Consider the following 20,282-nt stretch of genomic DNA (forward strand, 5'->3'; position numbering starts at 1 on the left):
TGAAAATTGGACTCATTCCCACTATCATTTAACTAGTTTTGTCCATTCCTGAAGCTTGTTTAATATCTTCTTCCATCCCAATTGATGTTTTTCTTGTAACGGCACTCACTCCCAAAGTTACTGCAATGTTGATGAGTAATACAGCTAACCCTACATCAAGATCTTGTATTACATGCGGTAGAGATGGAAATAAAGTAGCAAGTGTCGTACCTGAAGTAGTCGAGTATATGACAATTAGAATTGCAACGATCATTCCGGCAAAAGCTCCTTGAACGGTAACAGGATTCTTTTTCCACAAACTAAAAAATAATGCGGGGAACAACTGTGCCATGAAGCTATATGCCATAAGATACAACGTAAAAATCGACTCCCCGCCATTAAACGTAAAATATAGAGTCACTATGGAAATGACAGGCACTAACATCCTGCTCAATCTTTGAAGCTGTTCATCTGATGTATTCGGCCTCCACACCTTATAAACATTCTTGGAAAGTATCGTGGCAGTGGCCGTCAACACGAGTGAACTTGGTATAAGGGCGGCCATCGCCCCTGATGCTCCAATAACCCCAACAAACCAGGGATCAAATGACATCTTCGCCAGTTTAAATAAAGCTAAGTCTGCTTCTGCCCCCTCTAAATTCGGAACTTGGAGAATCGCAGAAAAACCAATAAATAACGAAAAGATGATGATTACTTGATAAATTGGCATAACCCCAGCATTCCAACGAAGTGATTTTTGACTTTTTGCAGAGAATACTCCCGCCAACATATGAGGAAACATATAGAATGCCAGTGCCGTCATGATCGTAGCTGAAATAAACCAAGAGATGCTCAAACCTTGTTCCGGGAAAATCAAAAAACCTTGTTTTGCCGTATCGATTGCTTCAAACATCGGCTGTAAACCACCGTAATAATGAAGTGGAAAATAAATCCCCATGAAGACGACAACAGTCAGAATCATGATATCTTTAATGACCGCGGTCCACGCTACCCCATGCATCCCTGAAGCAGTTACGTAAATTGTGATCGCAATGACACTTACGACTATAGCCACATTTGGCGAAATGGAACCATAGGAGGCTTCCGATACGATAATTCCTAACCCTTTCAACTGCATGATCAGATATGGAATAATTGAAATGACGCTAATTACCGCCACAAGAACTCCTAAAGCCGGACTATTGTACTTTTTATCATAAAAATCAGATTGAGAGATGACATTATTTTTTTTTGCATATCTCCAAATAGGCGGCAACAGCCAATAGGCGATTACAAAATAGAAGCAATTGAAAGCGTATAAGGCAGGAGGCATACCAGATCTATAAGCTCCGCCGCTTGCCCCCAAAAACGTATAGGTCGTAAACATTTCACCTGCTATCAAGAAGAAGAGCAAAAAGCTGCCGAAACCCCTTCCGCCTATAGCCCATTGTTCCAAACTCATATTTTTGCCTTTTCGAGCTTGGAGCCCTAACCAAATACACAGAACCAGAAAGAAAAGGATGACAAGCAGGGCTTCATTCATCCGTCTTCTTCCCCCTCGGTTGCAGGATCAAGTTTATTGGCAATTATTAAAAACACTGATGTTAGACAAACCCATAATATGGCCCAAAAAAGAACAAATGGCATCCCTAAAACATAAGGTTCAATCCGATTGATAACCACAAGCGAGCCAAGTGCCGGTATTGCACTTATCACATAGATCATTTTCTTCATTTGTTCACCATCCTTATCAACAAATGCCCAACTTGAACCATCCAATCCTTCATTTTCTGAAAAAACAGATAATTTTTTTCTGTATTATTACATTGACAGCCCTTTAGTTAAAGGCTCATTTACAGCCCAATTCGGTTGCAGGCCTGTAAGAACTTGTTCCACCTGCATCGCTGCATGTACAGCCATGCGTATCGAGCCTTCCTTCGTCAATGCCGCATTATGTGGACTGACAATCACATTATCCAATTTAAAAAGGGGATTCCATTTATCAGGAGGCTCAACTTCAAATACGTCTATTCCAGCGCCGGCAATCTGGCCCGCTTGCAAAGCATTTACTAAATCACTTTCCTTCACCACACCTCCCCTGGAAGCGTTTACAAAATAGGAAGAAGGTTTCATCCAGGAAAACTCACGGCTTCCTATTATCCCTTTTGTTGTTTTCGTTAACGGCAGATGCAGGCTAATAACATCTGAGTTTCTGAATACCCATTCTAAATCTGTTGCTATCTCCAACTCCGAACTCGTTCTGGCTGTAACATAGGGATCGTAGCCAATCACTTTCATATCGAAGCCTTGGAAAGCCTTTTTTGCCAGTATTCTACCGATTCTCCCCAGTCCGATAATCCCCAAGGTCTTGCCTTCCAAGTCCATGCCAAAAAGTTGATTGCGAATAGCAAAATTCCCGCTGCGCAGCTCTTTATCAGCCAAGCTTAAATTTTTGGACAATGATAAAATTAATGCCATTACATGTTCAGCCACAGAATTCGCATTTGCCTCTGGTGTATTTGTTACATAAATGCCACGCTCTGTAGCAGCTTCAATATCAATATTGTCTAAACCCACACCATACTTGGCAATCACTTTTAGGTTTTCAGCTGCTTGAATAACTTCTTTATTTATTACAGCCGTTGATCTCGTTAGTACTGCATCACACCCCTTGATTTCTTCCATAAGAATTTCTTGCGACAGATCAGACCCAACTTTAATCTTATAGCCCTTTTCTAGTAAATAACTTTTCCCCTCTTTCTCAATATCTTGAGGAATATACACTAAATGACTCAACTTCACACCAACCTTTCATATTAACCTTGAAGGAAAAATCTTTCCTACTGCATTGTTATATATACAATTATTGTGCCAATATTAAAAACATCCGTTTTTTCAAGAAAGAAGCCAATTAGCTCTTATATTAAGACAAAAATAAAGTTAACAAATTGTTTCAAAATGAATTAATTAGTATCATTACGTTTCAATTTGTTTCAATATTCAAGTGTTTCATCTTTCTCCATAAAGTCGTGCGACTCATCCCTAACTCAAAAGCAGCTTTTCCTTTATTAAAATTAACCTTAATTAACATTTGAACAATTCTTTCACGCTCGGATAAATGCATCCCAGGTGACATATCCATTTCTTCGTCTTGTGTCGACAACTGTATTTTCTTTTTACTTCTATTGGGAAAATACATTTCAATATCGTACACATCAATTAACTTATCTTTATAAAGGGCGCATAATCGCTCACAAAAATTTTGCAATTGGCGAATATTCCCTTCCCAATTTTCTTCGCTCAGCTTTTTCATGGCAGCATCCGTAATCTTAATTTGCTTTTGATCCGAATGACCTTTCTGAATAAATGCATTCACCAATAACGGAATATCTTCTCTGCGTTCCCGAAGTGGAGGCAATACAAGGTCCAGTACACTCAAGCGATAATACAGATCCTCCCGAAAGTCATTACATTTCACCATTTGCATGAGGTCTTTGTTCGTTGCGGATACAATTCTCACATCAACCGGAATTACTTTATCATCACCGATGCGCATGATTTCCCGCTCTTGGAGGACACGTAGCAGCCGGCTTTGCATTTTTGGGGAGATTTCCCCTATTTCATCTAAAAAAATCGTACCTCTATGAGCCAGTTCAAAAAATCCTTGCTTTCCGCCTTTCATTGCTCCCGTGAAAGCTCCTTCTGCATATCCGAAAAGCTCACTTTCCAATAAATTTTCGGGAAGTGCAGCGCAATTAATGGCTACAAACGGGTTATTTTTCCGATTGCTATGATTATGTATGCTTTGGGCGAATATTTCCTTGCCCGTTCCGGTTTCTCCAATTATAAGAATGTTTGAATCTACTTCACTATAACGTTGAGCTGTTTCAATCGTCCTCTTAATTTCGGAACTTCGATACAATATATCATCAAATGTGTACTTAGCCACATGTCCGCGTAAATGAAGCTTTCTAAAGAACTTCCCTTCCATCTCTTGAATGCGCGTAACATCTTGAAAGGCGACCATATCGCCCACTTTTTTACCCTTTAAAAATATCCCAACTTTTTTTACCGATAATTGAATCGATTGGTAAGCAACGGTATCTTTTTCGTATTCATCGTCGCTTAAAAGCATATTACGAAATTTCCCGGGCTTTATTATCTCGTATATGGAATTTCCAATTAAGCTCCCCCTGGAAATGGATAATATCTCCTGAGCCGCCGTATTAAATACAGATATTTGTCCTTTTAAATCTATAGCAATAACCCCTTCATAGGCATAATTAAGAATCGTTTGGTAACGCTTGGTCTTCTCCTGTTCCCTTCTGCTGACAAGAGCTACTCTTTTCGCCTCAATCAACGCCTGCCGAAATGATTCCTTTCCAGTGTCAACCAGAATGGCTCCCAACCCTATCTCTTCAGCATATTTACAAGTACTTAAACCACTTAACACAACCTCACAGCCATCGCTGGCAGCCAAATCCACTAAACTGACTGAGGACTCGATATCATTTAATATATAGGACTGAATCGGCAAATCAACAATATCCGAAAGGTTTTCCACGCCATAAATCATGTTTAACGCTCCTATAACGGCCACTTTTTTACTGCCAAAACGTGCCTTGCAATCATACAGGGAACGAATGAGGTCAATACCTTGTACAGGTATATCTACGATAGGAATCAATTCATTGCTTTCTTTTAATAGTTTCGTGATTAATCCCCTTGAAATGATTACATCAGCATCCAGCTTCAACTTCCCAATCTTATCGGCATCCTCAACCACCTCCTCTAAAACAAACTTCACTGCACCGTTATCATTGTTGTCCGATTCTTCCAACTTGTTGAATTCCTCAAACCTTTCAAAAGCATCCGTAATATACCCTTTTCGAGGAACAACGAGTTTTATTTTTATCAAAACACCCACCTCCAACGTCAAGTCATTTTGGTTTATTGGATATAAGCTCAAGCAATCTGTTATTCTAGCCCTTGTCATACAAGGACTTGATATAATCGGGTAAGTTAAGAATGCCGCAAAGGTGATCATTCAAAACCGCAATAAGAAAAGCAATGTGAGACTTCTAAAATAGTAATTCTGCATTTTATTTAGATATTAGATATTTCACATTAATGACTTTGAAAAATAAAAAACCCTGTTATCGTGGGTTTTTTCATCATCATTCAGGTCATCACATTAAAGCTTGCTTTTCTTCTCTAGATTACGCTTTTTAACATTATCATCAGTATAATGATTCTTAAGGTGAAAATCATCATGAAAAGTCCTCTTTAATTTCTTAAAGTGGAATCGTCATCTACTTTATTTTCCGAAATTACCCTTCCTTTCTCGGTAATAGGACTTTATTCCTTTTATTCTTCATACAAATGTGGAATTCCTTTTGATTTTATAGGTACGGACAATAAAATTAGTCTAAAACATATTAACCCCGTTCAAGAAATCCTGAACGGGGTTTTTTTAATGAATTTTTATTTTGAGTTTTTGTCGGAATTGAGCAGTAATCCTTCGTAAATCTGTTCATTCAAGGTGGTTTTACTTACGGACTTAAAAAGGATCGGCGATGACAAGGATTTTCCCTGCTTTAATATCCTCCACATATTGATCGACTTCGGCTTCCTCCAGTCCAATATCCAATAATGGCTTTCTCAATCCGCCTGCTCCCGATGCTGCCCCGGCTGCAGCTCCGCCAAAAGTGGCGAAAATAGGTCCTGCTGCCAATATCGGACCAATTCCTGGTACGGCCAATGCACTCATTCCAATAAGCAGGCCTGTTAATCCGACAGCTCCGCCGGCTGCTGCCCCAGCTACTAATCCATCAGTCTTTGCCGGGGCGACTTCCTCGGCTTCACTGGGTAATTGATCAATGTTTTTTGCCACTACTGATATTTGATCGGATGTATATCCTTGTGTCTTTAAGTTTTCGACTGCTGAAGTCGCTTCATTTGCAGTTTCATATATTGCTATAAACCTCTTGTCCATGGTATCTGCTCCTTTAAAAGTAATGTATTATACAATACCCTTAATTGAGTCTTAATAACCTTCCATGAAGGAAATGAACTTCATTCCCGGATTTGCCCCTGGCCGTAAATGAAGTACTTGCTTGATGTCAAGGCAGGTAAACCCATTGGTCCACGTGCATGCAGCTTTTGTGTCGAAATGCCGATTTCTGCGCCATAACCAAATTCAAAGCCATCGGTAAAACGGGTGGAAGCATTGTGATAAACTGCTGCGGCATCTACTTTATTCAAAAATGCGGAAGCGTTTTGTTCATCCCCCGTCAGGATTGCTTCAGAATGCTTGGTACCGTATCGGTTAATGTGTTCAATCGCATCGAATACACCTTTTACAGTTTTCACACTTATTTTTAAAGCCAGGTACTCCGTTGACCAATCTTCCTCCGTAGCCGTTTTCGCTCTTGGAAATGCGCTGCAGACCGATTCATCTCCATATACTTCAATACCCTTTTCGTCCAGGAGTTCCAAAATACGCACTCCGTTTTCTTCAAACCATTTTTCATGAATCAGAAGCCCCTCGATAGCATTGCAAACGGATGGACGCTGGGTTTTACCGTTTAAGACAATTCTCTCGGCCATCGTGATATCTGCGGTCTGATCGATGAAGATATGGCAATTGCCTGCTCCTGTTTCAAGAACGGGAACAGTGGACTCCTTAATGACCGTTTCAATTAAATTCTTTCCGCCGCGTGGAATCAAAACATCTAAATACTCGTTAAGATGAAAAAGTTCCTTAGCGGTTTCACGGCTCGTATCCTCGATCAACTGAACTGCTTCTACAGGAATTTCCGTATTCTCTAATGCCTTATGGATGGATGAGACTAGTGCCATATTGGAGCTTTTGGCTGACGAGCTGCCTCTTAATAGGACGGCATTTCCCGTTTTCAAGGACAAAGTAGCTGCATCGATGGTCACGTTAGGCCTGGCTTCATAAATCATCCCGATTACGCCGATCGGCACCCGTAACTTTTTAATCAATAAACCGTTCTCTTTTTCGATCGTCTCCAATTGTTCCCCAACAGGATCATTTAAATCGATTAAAAGCATAATGGCCGCAGCCATGTCGTCAATACGGTTATCATTTAACATAATTCGATCCAATGTGGACTCACTGAAGCCTTTTTTCCTGCCATCTTCCAGATCTTTTTGGTTTTCTTTTATCAAAAATTCTTTATCGATAATTAGTTGCTTAGCAATGTTTCCAAGTGCCTCGTTCTTTTGTTCCGTACTCAATCCTATTAACTGATAACTGGCCTTTTTGGCTGCCTTTCCTTTCGCCGTCACTTCACTCATTTCCAAATGCCCCCTTTTCCTTCACTAAAATTGATTTTTTATGCTTTCACCCATTTATCGCGATGGATCACTTCTATGGAAGTGACCACAAGCTCGGATGTCTTCTTTCCCATCGCCTGTTTTAATTCTTCGTCGGAGTAAAGGACCTCACCCCGCCCCAATAATCCATTTGCACCATAGACTTCAACAACATCCCCCTTATTGAAGACTCCTTTGATTTCATAAATTCCAGCTGGCAGCAGACTGCTGCCATTTGAAACTAAGGCTCTTTCGGCACCTTCATCAACGAAAATTTTTCCGGATACTTGTGAATGAAGGGAAATCCATTGTTTGTTTTTCGTTACCGTCGTCAAGACATCATTCCCTATATACGTGCCATCACCTTTGCCTTCAAGGATCGTTAAAAGTTTATCACTCCCATAACCAGAGCCAATGAATACTTTCACCCCAAGAGACAATGCAGTTTGCGCTGCAATCAGCTTAGATTTCATACCCCCGGTTCCGACATTGGATCCTGCACCTTCTGCCATTTGCAATAAATCCGGCGTTACTTCGGATAGCTTGTCAAATCGTTTCGCCCCTGGATTTGTCTGTGGATTGGAATCATATAGCCCATTAATGTCAGTTAATATGATCAAGTTGGTGGCGTGGACCAGTCCGCTTACTAAGGCGGATAGCATATCATTATCACCAAAAGTCAACTCCTCCACAGATACTGTATCATTTTCATTAATAATCGGAAGGATGCCGCGTTCAAGTAATTCCATCAATGTCGCATATGCATTTTTATATCTATCTTTTTTCGAGAAATCTTTCCTTGTTAACAAAATCTGCGCCGGAACGATTCCAAAATGCCCCAATTGTTCCATATATGATTGAATCAATAAGCTTTGCCCGACCGCTGCAGCAGCTTGTTTTCCTTTGAGAGTGACAGGTCTCGTAGGATAGCCGAGCTTGCGAAAACCTGTTGCTACAGCACCTGATGAAACAAGGACAACTTCATGTCCCGCTTTCCTTAAAGCTGCCACTGCCTGGATATGATCGGAAAATTTATTTTGGTCGATATCACCTTTTGTGTTGGTCAAAGAACTACTTCCTATCTTTACAACGATGCGTTTCTTTTCCATCGATTACTTCCTCCAATAAATATCTAAGACATGAAAAAAAGCCCTTTTCATCCTCGAAATAAGGACGAAAAGGGCTGCTCTCCGTGGTACCACCTTCATTGAATGCAAGTTCATGCATTCCACTTTGCCTGATAACGCCAGGATTTGCGCCTATGTTTTGCATAGGACTCAAGAAGCAGGTTCTGCGTTTTCCTGTCGCGGGTCTTCCAGCAATTGACGCCGCTCTCTGTCACAGTGATTCTCGCATACTAATCTTCTCTCAACGTTCATTGTTTTAATATAGTATGCAAAATTATCTTCTTGATGTCAATAACATTCCTACAATGTATGAACCTTATAACGCGATTGCCGGGCCGAAGAACTCATAGTGGATTTTGTCCGCATCTATTCCCAACTCTTTCAGGTAAGTAATGATCGCCTTCATGAAAGGAACAGGGCCACACACATAATAGTCAGCTTCAGGTTTCACAAAACCGCTCAATAATTCCTTATCGATATACCCTTCCTTTTCAAAATTCGGCAGGTTCTTATCATCCTCACCCGGATTTTTAAAGACAAAGGATAATTGATAGCTGGTAAGCTTGTGGGCTAGTTCTGTCAGTTCCATTCTGAACGGCTGTAACTGACCATTATCGGAAGCATGAATGAATTGTACATCACGCTCAGGTGTTTGTTCAGCTATCGCATGAATCATGCTCATGAAAGGTGTTATGCCAACGCCTCCGCTCAAGAATACTGCCGGTGTCCGTTTTTCCAAATCGATGGTGAAATCACCTGCAGGAGCCGTTACGTCAATACTGTCACCCATTTGAATGGATTCATGCAAGTAGTTAGAGACCCTTCCATCAGGAGTGGTTCCCGGCTTTTCTTTTTTAACGGAAATCCGGAAATAATCTTTTCCCGGAACATCAGACAAACTATACTGACGGTTGAATAAATAGCGTTCACCCGGTATCTCGATCCGAACGGTAATATATTGTCCAGGACGAAATGATGGAACCTTATCTCCATCTGATGGCTTTAAATAAAAGGATGTGATTACATCACTTTCCCGTACTTTTTCCACCACTGTGAATCGTTTGAAATCAGTCCATCCGCCGTCCTGATTGGAAGCTTCTTCGTACATTTCCTTTTCGATGCTAATGAAAACATCGGCAATGACTCCATAGGCCTCTCCCCAAGCTTGGAGGATCTCTTCTGTAGCTGAATCTTGTAACACTTCCTTGATTGCACCTAATAAAAACTCTCCAACAATGGGATAATGTTCGGCTTTAACGGCAAGACTTCTGTGTTTTTGTGCTATTTGCTTCACGGCAGGTAATATCGTTTCTAGTTGATCTATATATTTAGCTGCTGCCAAAACCGTATTGGCTAGTGCATTTTGCTGGCGCCCCTTTTTTTGATTGGCGTGATTAAAAACATTTAATAATTCAGGATGTGCTTCGAAAAGATTTTTATAGAATACAGTTGTGATTGTTGTACCATGCACTTCTAATACAGGTACGGTTGATTTGATGACGTCAATAGTTTTTTGGGATAGCATAGGTAAACCCCTCTTCATAAACAAGTATTTTGAATGCATGTTTATATTAGAACTTAAATGCATTAAAAGCAATATTTTTAATACATCTTTTTAAAAAATAAGTTTTCATGTTTATAAAATGTTCACATTTATGATATAGTCAAATGGGGATAGAATGTGAGGCGATAAACATGAGGTTGACGAGTTATTCCGATTACTCACTTAGAGTGTTGATTTACCTGGCTTCCCACGACCAAAGCAAATTATCAAATATTAAAGAGATTTCTGAAGTTTATCAACTGTCTAAAAATCATTTGATGAAGATTGTTCATAACCTTGGAAAATTAGGCTATATTGAGACGATTCGTGGAAGAAATGGCGGATTTCGGCTTGCAAAATCACCCGCTGAAATAAATGTAGGGGAACTTGTACGGCGAACCGAGGAGGATTTTTATTTAGTGGAATGTTTTAAAGATCACGATAACTGTGTGATTTCTCCCGTTTGTTCATTGAAATTTGTTCTTAATAATGCCTTGGATGCTTTTCTAAAGGTCCTTGATCAATATACGATTGCAGACTTCAGCGAAAATAAAGTGATGCTCAAAACTTATTTCGATTCGGTAAAGAAGAATGACGAAGAGCCCGATTTTTTATAATCGGGCTCTTTTTCATTAACCGATGATTCGTTCGATCTTCCATTCCTTTTCCATTCGCAAATCCATGATCCCTGTACTGGTTTTCAATAAAACTTTAAGGGGATCGTATGGATTGATCATTACGATTGTCCCGATTCGTTCATTGGTAAGCATGACTTCTTTTCCGACCAATAATGAAAGCGATTTTTGGGCACTTAAGATCGGTTACTAAGTTCATTGCCCAGCTGTTTTAATTTTTCACCAACCGTACATTCCGAAATACAGAACTGATGGGCATAAGTACGCCCCTTCTCTTTTCGAAAATGCTTTCTTAAAAAACAATCTTGACAAAATGAAGCGAGAACATCTTCCACTTCTTCATATATTTTTTTCCTGTTCATTGTTGTTATGGCTCCTTTGACTCAGCAATTTCCATTTTGCTGAAAATGGCTTTTCCCTGCAGTGCAAGTGTTGCCAGGCGATCGGCTTCCTGGTTTTCCTTTCGAGAAATTGGCTTGCAGACCGGAATGATCTTTAATTTATCCAGTTTGGCTTCAATGCGGTCAAGCCATTTATTTAAGTTTTCTTCCATACAGGGCCATTCACCGGAAAGTTGATTTAAGACAACGAGAGAATCCCCTTTAAAGACACAGCTTTGATGGTGGATTCCAAGTTCGTCCATCTGCCTGACCGCTTCATGAAAGGCCGCATATTCCGCTTCATTATTGGATTCGAATTGCTCCAATCTCAAATTGGTGCGTAACCGCCAGAACTTCTTACCTTGACGAAAATAAATGGCAACACCGATTCCTGCAACCTTTTCATCTTTTTGAAAACCGCCATCAAAAAAAACAGTCACATCCTGCGGTTCTTCCTCAACTTCCGTCAGGAGTTTCTTTAGCTCCTTCTTGGTCCAGGTTGTATCGAATTCATCCCTGAACTCCACTTCTTTCAGCCTTCCTGCCTTTTCAAGATCTTCCGTAATGACCAGCGCAGTCCCTGCATCAAGCCAATCCGAAACGAAGTCGGCAGATGGTTTTTTTGAAGCATGATATGTCCATTGCATGATTACCTTCAAAGATTTCCAGCTCCTTATCCATTCACCATTCTTGCAGAACAGCTTACAATTTTCATACCTTTTTTTCGTCTTACCCTTTATAATATATTGTAAGCATTTGTATCGCTTTTTTAATTATAGTTCCCATATCAGCCTGAAATTCTCATGTTTCAATCTTATTTTATATGAAACGTTTTTTTATCATAGCATAGTTAAACTCGAGGAGGAGCACATCTTGATCGAAGTGTATATTGATGGTGCCAGTGCAGGCAATCCAGGGCCGAGCGGCGCAGGTGTTTTCATAAATAATAATGGGGTAGTCGAACGGCATGCCTTTCCGCTTGGAAATATGGAAAACCATGAAGCGGAGTACCATGCTTTAATCAAAGCATTGGAAATTTGTGTAGCCAATAAGTATCAAACCGTTTCTTTTCGTACTGACTCACAAGCCATCAACCAGGCCATTGAAAAAAGATTTGCAAAGAATAAGTATGCCATTTTGTTGGAACGGGCGCTAAAGCTTTCCGATGAGCTTGAATTATTTTTCATGAAATGGATTCCAAATCTCGAAAACAAGTCCGCGGATGAGTTGGCGAGACGGGCCATTCGAATGAATAAGTCTGAGGAAATTCATGAACAAGACAGCTGATTTTTCATTACTATTCGTTGTATTCATTTGGGGCGTCACTTTTGTCATGGTCCAAAATGCGCTATCTTTTCTGGACCCCTTCACGTTTAATGCGGTCCGTTTCTTCATGGCGTTCGTTTTCTTGCTGATCCCTTATATATCGACTTTACACAAAAAGGGGAAAACTTGGAACAAGGGTCTTTTTATAGCTGGATTTCATATTGGGGTTTGGCTTTTTCTGGGGTATGGGCTTCAAACGATCGGATTGAATTATACAACCCCCGCGAAGACAGGCTTTATAACAGGATTAAGTGTCGTCATGGTACCCGTGTTTTCCCTGCTGCTTTTAAAACATAGGCTTTCCCGCAATACAATAATAGGTGTCGCAACCGCAACCATCGGGCTTTATTTAATGACTTTCGCTGACCGCTCCAATTTGAATATCGGTGATTTACTGGTATTTTTATGCGCAATCAGTTTTGCCATGCAGATCATTACAACCGCTAGATATGCCAAGACCTTACCCGCTTTACCGTTGACGCTGATTCAGGTTTCCACCGTTTCTTTATTATCATTTGTTTCAGCCTTCATTTTCAAAGAGAATCATTCCGTCATCTTCAGCTCAGAGGTCATGTTACAGAAGGACGTATGGACTGCTTTATTGGTTACGGCAGCCCTTGCCACTGCGTTCGCCTTTTTTGCACAAACCTTCTTCCAAGCCTATACGACACCTACAAGAGTGGCGCTGATCTTTTCAATGGAACCGGTTTTTGCCGCGTTATCCTCATACATATTGATAGGGGAAAAATTGACTACCGCCTCCATTATCGGCTGCGCATTCATATTCTTGGGGATGATTTTCGCTGAACTGCCTGTTAAGAAAAAGAAACCCGTGACACAGGGGTTTTCTTGAAAAGGCCAATAAAATAAATCGGACTTCCATTTACGAAGTCCGATTTATTTAAGCAGCCCCTGTTCTTTTGCAAAAGATACCGCTGCACTACGCGTTTCAATGCCATTTTGTTTCAAGTTTTCCAAAAAGGAGATATAAAAGCTGCCATCAAAGTTCTTTTGTACCTTCAATGTCAATTCTATTGCTGCATTGACTAAAATATCACTCGCATCCGTGTAGCGCTTACCAAAATAAATAAAACCAATAGCGTCATTACCAAAAGTGAATCCCTTACCCTCTAAAAAACTAACATACTCTTCAGTTGATTTCGCCACTTCTGCATCCACTCCATACTTCATGCCTTAATTTCATCTTACCGTATATCAAAGATTTTGACTATCCATTTTTCGACAAAAAAATCACCGTACAAATAAAAGAGCTCCCTCTTTGGAAGCTCCGCTTATTGTATTAGATCATTCGCAGTAAAGCCCTGAATTCATGATCCCTAGCCAGATTTTTGACCTTCTCGCGATCAAACTGATAGACCGCATCGTCCAATGAACATGAAATTGGTACATCACATTTTATTTCTGCTAGCTTTCTGGATAAATGAAGCATATCGACTGCGGATTCAATTTTTGCCCGCTGCCCGTTCGTCAATGATGCAACATTTTCAAGAATCCCTTCGATACTTTGATACTGGATCAATAATTTCAACGCTGTCTTCTCCCCAATTCCTTTAACTCCGGGATAGTTATCAGCTGTATCACCCATTAAAGCTTTTAAATCGATCATTTGCCTTGGTGTGATCCCTTTCCATTCAAAAAAGCTAACGGGATTATGAACTTCATAGTTACCATATCCTTTTTTTAACAATAGCACAGAAATGTTTTCATCTATTAGCTGAAGCATATCTTGATCGCCAGTCAATATACCCACCCGGCTATGTTGGGCTGATGCCTTGGCAATTGTCCCGATACAGTCATCCGCCTCATAGCCAGAGAGCCCTATGTTAGGGATATCAAATGCTTCAACCGCTTGTTTCGCTAGGTCGAATTGAGGAATCATTTCGACTGGAGCTTCTGATCGATTAGCCTTATATCCATCAAATAATTCATTTCTGAAAGTCTTGCTGCCCATATCCCAACACACCGCTACATGACTAGGTGAAAAGTGATTCACCGCCGTCAGCATATGCTTCAAAAAACCTTGAACGGCATTAGTCGGGATGCCTTTTGAGTTAATCATGAATTGACCTGTAACTGCCGTTGCATAAAAAGCTCTAAATAAAAGCGCCATCCCATCGACAAGCAAAAAGGAAGGATGCTGCTCGTTTTCTTTCATTAACACATTATCACCTCTATCATGATGTACTTCCATTTTAACATAACTGTCCCCTTTTTTAAGGATCGTTTAATTGGAAAAAATACTATTCAATTGGATTATCATCATACGAGATCCAGTCACTGAAACTGCCAATATAAATCTTCACATCTTTAAAGCCCGCTTCTTTCAGGGCGATATAATTGGGTGATGCGGTTACACCTGAACCGCAGTACACAATGATTTTCTTATCTTTACCGATGCCTGTAAAATTCGACTGAAGATCTTCCTTCTTTTTAAAATAGCCATTTTCCAGAACGTTCGTCCACACCTTATTTACTGCACCAGGTATATGTCCGGCTTTTTTATCAATCGGCTCCTCGATTCCCTCGTAGCGCTTAGATTCCCTTGAATCCATTAATACGATATCGTCAGGCCTATTCATAGTGTAATCCTTCACTGTTTTAAAAGATGCAAAAACTGTCTCATTTAAATCGATATGATATTCTGCTGGCACATATTTCGTTGGATTCGAGTCAATTGGATAGCCCTCATCCCTCCAGGCGCGAAAGCCCCCGTTAAGAACAAATACTTTCTGATGCCCAAGGTAGCTGAGCAGCCAGACAAACCTGGAAGCAAAGGAACCTTCCCCGCCATCATAAGCAATAAGTACCGTATCATTGGTGATACCATTTGATTCCAGTTTATCTTTAAAGGTTTCCAGGTCAGGAAGAGGATGTCTTCCGCCATGTTCTTGAACCTGCCCCGATAAGTCCTTTTCAAGATCGAAATAAACAGCGCCGGAAATATGGTCTTTTTTGTATTCATTATACCCCGCATCAGGAGACCCTAGCTGAAAGCGGCAGTCACAAATTCTGATATCTTGGGAATTCAACATCGGCAACAGCTCTTCTTTTTCAATTATAAAACTCATTCGAAAAACCCCCTACTTCAAAATGGTCCAAATTAATTCATTAAGCTCCGTTTCCATCTTCTTTCCTTGATGTAGCCTAGTTATCTCATTCTTTAAGGAAAGTGATTTCCCTTCCATTATCGAAAAATTCTTTTCACTTTCATTGTTGCTTATATATTCCTCCATTTGTTTTGCTTTAAATGTCCGGGTAATCGTGGTTTTCAATTCTTGATCAATAGAAACCAAATCAAGTAATTCCCATACCGATAAAGGGGGCAGCGAACTCCGTTGGATTATATATTCTAGGATTAAATACGAACGGTATACTTGTACCCATGTTTTTAATTCTTTTCTTTCAGACGCCCTTGTTTTTGTCAATTGTTGAAGATTGTCACGCATCATCCGATAGTAATGGTGGCCCAGTGCCTTTTTGGAATAGCATTCTGCTATCAAACCCTTCACCTTCCTATAATAATCCGGATGCGTAATCAACTTGATTCGCGACTGAAATAATTCAAATAGTGCAGGATTACTCTTTAAGATAAGACGTGAAGATTTAAATAAATCCCAGCCTTCCATGTCAAATAGATCTTCTTTCATTTGAATGACTTCAACTGGCTGACTCAAGCTAAGGTATGACCGCTTATCATTATGGACATATATAAACCGAACATCGTAATCTGATTGGCCTGATGATAAACCAAAAGAATGGCTGCCAGTAACAGCAGCCATCAAAATGGTCATATCCTCTTTCTTTTCCAGGTATCTCAATTGTGAAATAAGGTTTTCTTTCATGAACGAGACCTCGTTCCTATTTCGAATGCATTTTAGCCAATTCCGCTACGGCATTTTCATAATACGGTAAATCGACCGTTTCCTCTAATGCTGCACGTAAACCTGCAAAGATATCCGATATTTCCGTCTTAAACTCTTTTTGAATGGCAAGTAACTCTTGATCGAGGACTTCATTATACATTTCGAAAATCCTTCCACCCTGTTCTTTTACATATACAAGGGCAGGATCATCCAAACGCTTCTGAAGCCCTTCGCTCATTTTCGCTTTTTCATTTTTTTCAAAGAAAGATTTTGGATTCTTAAATAATGCCAATTCCTTTTTGAATTCCCCCGTATCTAATTGGGCAAAAGCTCCTGTAAATTCAAGAGACTCCCGCTCATTAGGTTCATAAGGCTGTAAAGAAAGGTTCCTTCTTATTTTTTGCATTTGCAAAAGCAAACTGCTTTGTTTCTCATTCAGTAATTTATTTACGAACATTTCCGTCCTTAAAGCCGTTGCCCGCATTTCCTGGGCAAGGTCAAAGCCTAGAGCATCCAATAAGTTCTTCATGGATTGCTTGAGGACAATCTTCAGATCGCCTCCATCATCTTTTAAAACAGCAGGATTGAACGATTCTTTGAAGAAATCATTAAACCGGAAGAAGACCCGTTGTTTACTATAAAAAGTCAATTCGTCTATCTCTTTTTTCAAACGCTGCTTTTCGGCATCCCCTTTAATGACTGAGAGGAGTTCCGAAATGGACTGTGCCTCATGAGAAAGGGTCTCAAGGGCATTTCGTTTCGCTTTCTCATCCTGCCTGGAAGCTGTAATTACATCTCGTAGCAGTTCTTCCGTTCTTTTTACAGCCGCTTGAGCCGATTCAATTGCAAGTCCCGTTAGATCGTTTTCTATGAACGAATCGAATTGACCTTGGAATTCCGAGATTCCGCTATTAGGAAGGAACGAATGCTTAAACGAACCAGGCGTTTGTTTTTCCATCAATGCTCCCTTACTCGTAAGCGGGAACAGTTTTGGAAAACGGATTCCGAATCCATTTAATTGATCTGTGACATAATCCATCACTTCGTCCAATTCGTCAGTGGTTTGTGCCAGATCGACGGCATTGACGATGAAAAACATCTTATCCATGGCGAAAGAATCTTTCACACGTCCAAGTTGTATCAAGAACTCCCTGTCTGCCCGTGAAAATGGGTGATTATAATAGGTCACGAATAGGATGGCGTCCGAATTCTTAATATATTCGAAAGCCGCTCCTGTATGTCGTGCATTTATTGAATCGGCCCCAGGTGTGTCAACAAGGACCATCCCCTGCCTTGTCATTTCACAGTCATAACGCAATTCAATCAGATCAACAAGACACGACTTGGACTCTTCTGCAGCAAACCGTTTAAATCCTTCAAGATCTACCGTAACTACATTTCCTAAATCATTTTGGTACTCGGGCAGCCCTTGATGGAAAGCCCTAAGGAAGGATAAATGTGTTTTCCCCTTATCAACTTCCCCCGCCTTCGCAATGATTTGTCCTGCCAGTTGAAGTGCCTCATCTAGAGTCTTTGCCGATTTATCAAAAGCCGCCAAGGCCAGGCTTACATCTTCCAACAGCATCGCTTCCGTCTTTAATTTGACGGTTGCCGTTCCATGTGGATGCTCAGCGTCTGAAGACATGATTTTGTTGATTGCGGCAGTTGTTGGATTTGGTGAAACAGGAAGGACGCTTTCTCCCATCAACGCATTGGCAAAGGAAGATTTCCCCGCACTGAATGCACCGAAAAGCGCAACCGTGAACGTCTGCTGTTCCAAGCGATTCGCCTTCTCTTTCAATTCTTTATAAAGTGATTGAAAGCCTCTCAAAGGTTGAATTAGCTTGGCAGCCTGTTGTAAACTCGATGCAGTCTCCATCAGCTTTTCTTTTCCGCGTAAATCAGTAGCACCAGATGAAGAAACAGTCACGGACGGTACAGCTTCCTTGTTTTCTTTATCATGATCCGTTTCAAGTTGTTCGTTGACGGACCTTGAATTACTTCCTTTATCGGTATTCATGATTTTGACTGTAATATTTTTTTCCTCTTCATTCCATTGAGTTAAAAGCATATCGATATCGCGCTCATCGACTAATGATTCTGTTTGATGGGCAATGGCCTCTAATCGTTCCGTTTGGTACTCGATTTCCGCGTTCATCGCAGCAGTAACTTTTAGGGCTTCCGCAAATTCGGAAAAACCTTCAAGTTCCTTATCGATGGATATGGACTGCTGTTCCACTATCCCTTCCATAACGGTAACCATTGTATTCAAAAACCCTTCTGATACATCACGTGCTTTCTTTTTGATGGCTGATGCCAAATCATTCGTATAGTTTAAAACGTATTCACCCGTAATATCGACTTGAGGCTTCAAAGAGTTTTTTATGTAAGATTCCGTTACCTCGATCTGAAGTGCCTGAGCCTTACTTTCAAGTGTTGAATCATGGATCTCCGCTTGATTAAGCGTTTTAACGGCCAGTTCTTTAAGATGCCATTCAAGCTGGGTCTTCACCTTTTCTTGTAAATCGGTCAAGAACGCATTGATACGTGCCTCACGTTCGGCATCCGTTTTTTTCTTGGCAAATAATAGACCCACTTTAAAGTCCGGCTGAGCCGATTCCAAGAAAGATTTACCTAGGTCCCGTGTTGCCGCGGGCATGATGTATGCACCTTTCAAAATGGTTTCCAATGCATCAGCATATTGGACCTTTATTTCCTCTATACGTCCAGTTAAAGATTTTTTTTCTTTCAATAGGCTGTCCACCTGATTCGTCAGGTGTATTCGCTCTTCATATGGAAGTTCTGATAATACTTCAAAATCATCGGCATGTTCCTCTTCATACTGCTCTTTCAGCCAATTAAGATGCCTCTCTACCAGGGCATTAGCCGATTGCATGATGGCATCTTTCCCATCATTTAGACCTCTGCCCGCAATTTCAGATATGAATTGCTTGACCACTTCTATTTCATTTTCGGGATTGTTCAAGTCTCTTACGGAAGTATAAAAAATTCCATCAGGATATACATTCCAGTTCGCAAATGCCTCAGAAACGGAAAGCTTGAAGTCTTGAAAGCTAAGCTCGTTCTCATCATGCTTATCGATCATATTGATAATTAAGTATGTCGGTTTTTCAGCCTCTAACAATTCTTTCGTGAATAGGAAGTTCACTTCCGATTGGACGTGATTGTAGTCCATGACATAGAAGACGACATCAGCTAGATGCAAGGCAGATTCCGTAGAAACCCTATGTGCATCGTCTGTCGAATCAATTCCCGGCGTATCCATGATCGCGCATGAATCCGGCAGTGAAAAATCATTGGAACTTATCGTTATTGCCGATACTGAATCTCCATCCTTGGCAAATTTCTTGACCTCTTTAAAATCATAAGGTGCAGGAAATAAGACTGGTGGCTGATGATGGTAAAAGACTTTGGCATAGTCTTCCCCTTTTTGGACTTTTACCGTATTTGCACTTGTTGGAATCGGGCTTGAAGGCAATACTTGATCACCAAGGAAAAAGTTGATCATACTAGATTTCCCTGCTGAAAAATGCCCGCAAAAAGCAATGATGAACTCTTCATTATTCACTTTCATGATTAACTGTTTTAGTTTATCGGCATTTCCTGTATCACCTGCCGATTGAAATTTCTCATACATGGCAGTCAAAATCCCCAATTTGGACTGTTGCTTTAATGTTTCTTGAATCATGAATCCATACCCCTTAATCTATCGTCTTTTTTGATATTCTTATTGTAAACGATTTCGATTGTTATTCATACCATCAGCTTTATTTTTACTATATGATTCATCGCTGGCCATGTTCAAAAAAAAAACCACCGATTGGTGGATTCATGCCGATTGATTTTGAATGCAAAAAAAACCAGGATATTTACCTGGTTGTAGGGGCGGGGTTAAAAGCAGTCCGGTTTTCCATTGGTGACTCGGTATAAGGCTTTACTGCCTTTGCCGGTTTTTGAATATTATTCAATACATGTTTCATCACAAAACCATATGTAACGATTGTCAATAAAATGAATAGCCAAACCATTACCAACACCATCCTCTT

The 20,282-nt window shown here is 40.4% G+C and carries 20 protein-coding genes; 3 read left to right on the forward strand and 17 right to left on the reverse strand.

All coding sequences use genetic code 11. The features are described 5' to 3' along the window. Positions 1-28: 28 nt before the first annotated feature. From QNH43_RS16825 to hmpA, 8 genes are all read right to left on the reverse strand, one after another. Positions 29-1,522, reverse strand: coding sequence for a sodium:solute symporter family protein (locus QNH43_RS16825; protein ID WP_283915008.1), 1,494 nt, complete (start codon positions 1,520-1,522; stop codon positions 29-31). Then, the gene (locus tag QNH43_RS16830) at positions 1,519-1,704 is read right to left on the reverse strand and encodes a DUF3311 domain-containing protein (protein ID WP_434060205.1); all 186 of its coding nucleotides are present in this window, start codon (positions 1,702-1,704) and stop codon (positions 1,519-1,521) included. The genes QNH43_RS16825 and QNH43_RS16830 overlap by 4 nt, the downstream gene beginning before the upstream one ends. Positions 1,705-1,800: 96 nt before the next feature. Beyond that, entirely contained in the window at positions 1,801-2,775 is a 975-nt protein-coding gene (locus tag QNH43_RS16835; protein WP_076365802.1) for a hydroxyacid dehydrogenase, read from the reverse strand. Between the two features lie 187 nt (positions 2,776-2,962). Then, positions 2,963-4,897 (reverse strand): sigma 54-interacting transcriptional regulator, encoded by a 1,935-nt coding sequence (locus tag QNH43_RS16840; RefSeq protein ID WP_283915010.1) that lies wholly within the window; start codon positions 4,895-4,897, stop codon positions 2,963-2,965. 642 nt (positions 4,898-5,539) lie between these two features. Beyond that, complete coding sequence (locus QNH43_RS16845; protein ID WP_283915011.1) at positions 5,540-5,974, reverse strand: general stress protein; 435 nt, start codon at positions 5,972-5,974, stop codon at positions 5,540-5,542. 80 nt (positions 5,975-6,054) lie between these two features. Continuing rightward, entirely contained in the window at positions 6,055-7,302 is a 1,248-nt protein-coding gene (locus QNH43_RS16850; RefSeq protein WP_283915012.1) for a glutamate-5-semialdehyde dehydrogenase, read from the reverse strand. A gap of 38 nt (positions 7,303-7,340) precedes the next feature. Continuing rightward, entirely contained in the window at positions 7,341-8,429 is a 1,089-nt protein-coding gene (gene proB, locus QNH43_RS16855) for a glutamate 5-kinase (protein ID WP_283915013.1), read from the reverse strand. A 334-nt stretch (positions 8,430-8,763) separates the two neighbouring features. After that, positions 8,764-9,972, reverse strand: a complete 1,209-nt coding sequence (hmpA, locus tag QNH43_RS16860; protein WP_283915014.1) for an NO-inducible flavohemoprotein — start codon at positions 9,970-9,972, stop codon at positions 8,764-8,766. Positions 9,973-10,142: 170 nt separating this feature from the next. Here hmpA and QNH43_RS16865 point away from each other — a divergent pair, with 170 nt between their 5' ends. Continuing rightward, a complete protein-coding gene (locus QNH43_RS16865) occupies positions 10,143-10,607 on the forward strand; it encodes an RrF2 family transcriptional regulator (RefSeq protein ID WP_076365790.1) in 465 nt (154 codons plus the stop codon). A 15-nt stretch (positions 10,608-10,622) separates the two neighbouring features. Here the strand turns inward: QNH43_RS16865 and QNH43_RS16870 are convergent, their stop codons facing one another. The 3 genes from QNH43_RS16870 to QNH43_RS16880 are packed head-to-tail and all read right to left on the reverse strand — an operon-like array spanning position 10,623 to position 11,664. Further along, positions 10,623-10,760, reverse strand: coding sequence for a hypothetical protein (locus QNH43_RS16870; protein ID WP_283915015.1), 138 nt, complete (start codon positions 10,758-10,760; stop codon positions 10,623-10,625). A 41-nt stretch (positions 10,761-10,801) separates the two neighbouring features. Beyond that, positions 10,802-10,987 (reverse strand): zinc-finger domain-containing protein, encoded by a 186-nt coding sequence (locus QNH43_RS16875; protein ID WP_076365788.1) that lies wholly within the window; start codon positions 10,985-10,987, stop codon positions 10,802-10,804. 5 nt (positions 10,988-10,992) lie between these two features. Further along, positions 10,993-11,664, reverse strand: a complete 672-nt coding sequence (locus QNH43_RS16880; protein ID WP_283915016.1) for a reverse transcriptase-like protein — start codon at positions 11,662-11,664, stop codon at positions 10,993-10,995. Between the two features lie 214 nt (positions 11,665-11,878). Between QNH43_RS16880 and QNH43_RS16885 the strand changes: the two genes are divergently transcribed. Then, positions 11,879-12,292 (forward strand): reverse transcriptase-like protein, encoded by a 414-nt coding sequence (locus QNH43_RS16885; protein WP_076365786.1) that lies wholly within the window; start codon positions 11,879-11,881, stop codon positions 12,290-12,292. Continuing rightward, positions 12,276-13,184, forward strand: a complete 909-nt coding sequence (locus tag QNH43_RS16890) for a DMT family transporter (protein ID WP_283915017.1) — start codon at positions 12,276-12,278, stop codon at positions 13,182-13,184. The genes QNH43_RS16885 and QNH43_RS16890 overlap by 17 nt, the downstream gene beginning before the upstream one ends. 44 nt (positions 13,185-13,228) lie before the next feature. On the opposite strand, the gene QNH43_RS16895 is transcribed toward QNH43_RS16890, so the two are convergent. The 6 genes from QNH43_RS16895 to QNH43_RS16920 all read right to left on the reverse strand — a co-directional run bounded on the left by QNH43_RS16895 (position 13,229) and on the right by QNH43_RS16920 (position 20,270). Next, positions 13,229-13,510: a DUF6123 family protein gene (locus tag QNH43_RS16895; RefSeq protein ID WP_228467451.1), complete on the reverse strand. Its 282-nt coding sequence runs from the start codon at positions 13,508-13,510 to the stop codon at positions 13,229-13,231. Positions 13,511-13,631: 121 nt separating this feature from the next. Continuing rightward, a complete protein-coding gene (locus QNH43_RS16900) occupies positions 13,632-14,507 on the reverse strand; it encodes a 5'-3' exonuclease (RefSeq protein ID WP_283918389.1) in 876 nt (291 codons plus the stop codon). An 85-nt stretch (positions 14,508-14,592) separates the two neighbouring features. Beyond that, a complete protein-coding gene (locus QNH43_RS16905; protein WP_283915018.1) occupies positions 14,593-15,420 on the reverse strand; it encodes a sulfurtransferase in 828 nt (275 codons plus the stop codon). Between the two features lie 12 nt (positions 15,421-15,432). Continuing rightward, positions 15,433-16,194, reverse strand: coding sequence for a nucleotidyltransferase domain-containing protein (locus QNH43_RS16910; RefSeq protein ID WP_283915019.1), 762 nt, complete (start codon positions 16,192-16,194; stop codon positions 15,433-15,435). Positions 16,195-16,210: 16 nt separating this feature from the next. Further along, positions 16,211-19,924 carry a dynamin family protein gene (locus QNH43_RS16915; protein WP_283915020.1) on the reverse strand — a complete coding sequence of 1,238 codons (3,714 nt, stop codon included), beginning with the start codon at positions 19,922-19,924 and terminating at the stop codon, positions 16,211-16,213. Between the two features lie 181 nt (positions 19,925-20,105). Continuing rightward, the gene (locus QNH43_RS16920) at positions 20,106-20,270 is read right to left on the reverse strand and encodes a hypothetical protein (RefSeq protein WP_283915021.1); all 165 of its coding nucleotides are present in this window, start codon (positions 20,268-20,270) and stop codon (positions 20,106-20,108) included. Positions 20,271-20,282: the final 12 nt, after the last annotated feature.

Origin of the sequence: Peribacillus simplex, assembly GCF_030123325.1 — a bacterium.
GTDB lineage: Bacteria > Bacillota > Bacilli > Bacillales > DSM-1321 > Peribacillus > Peribacillus simplex_D.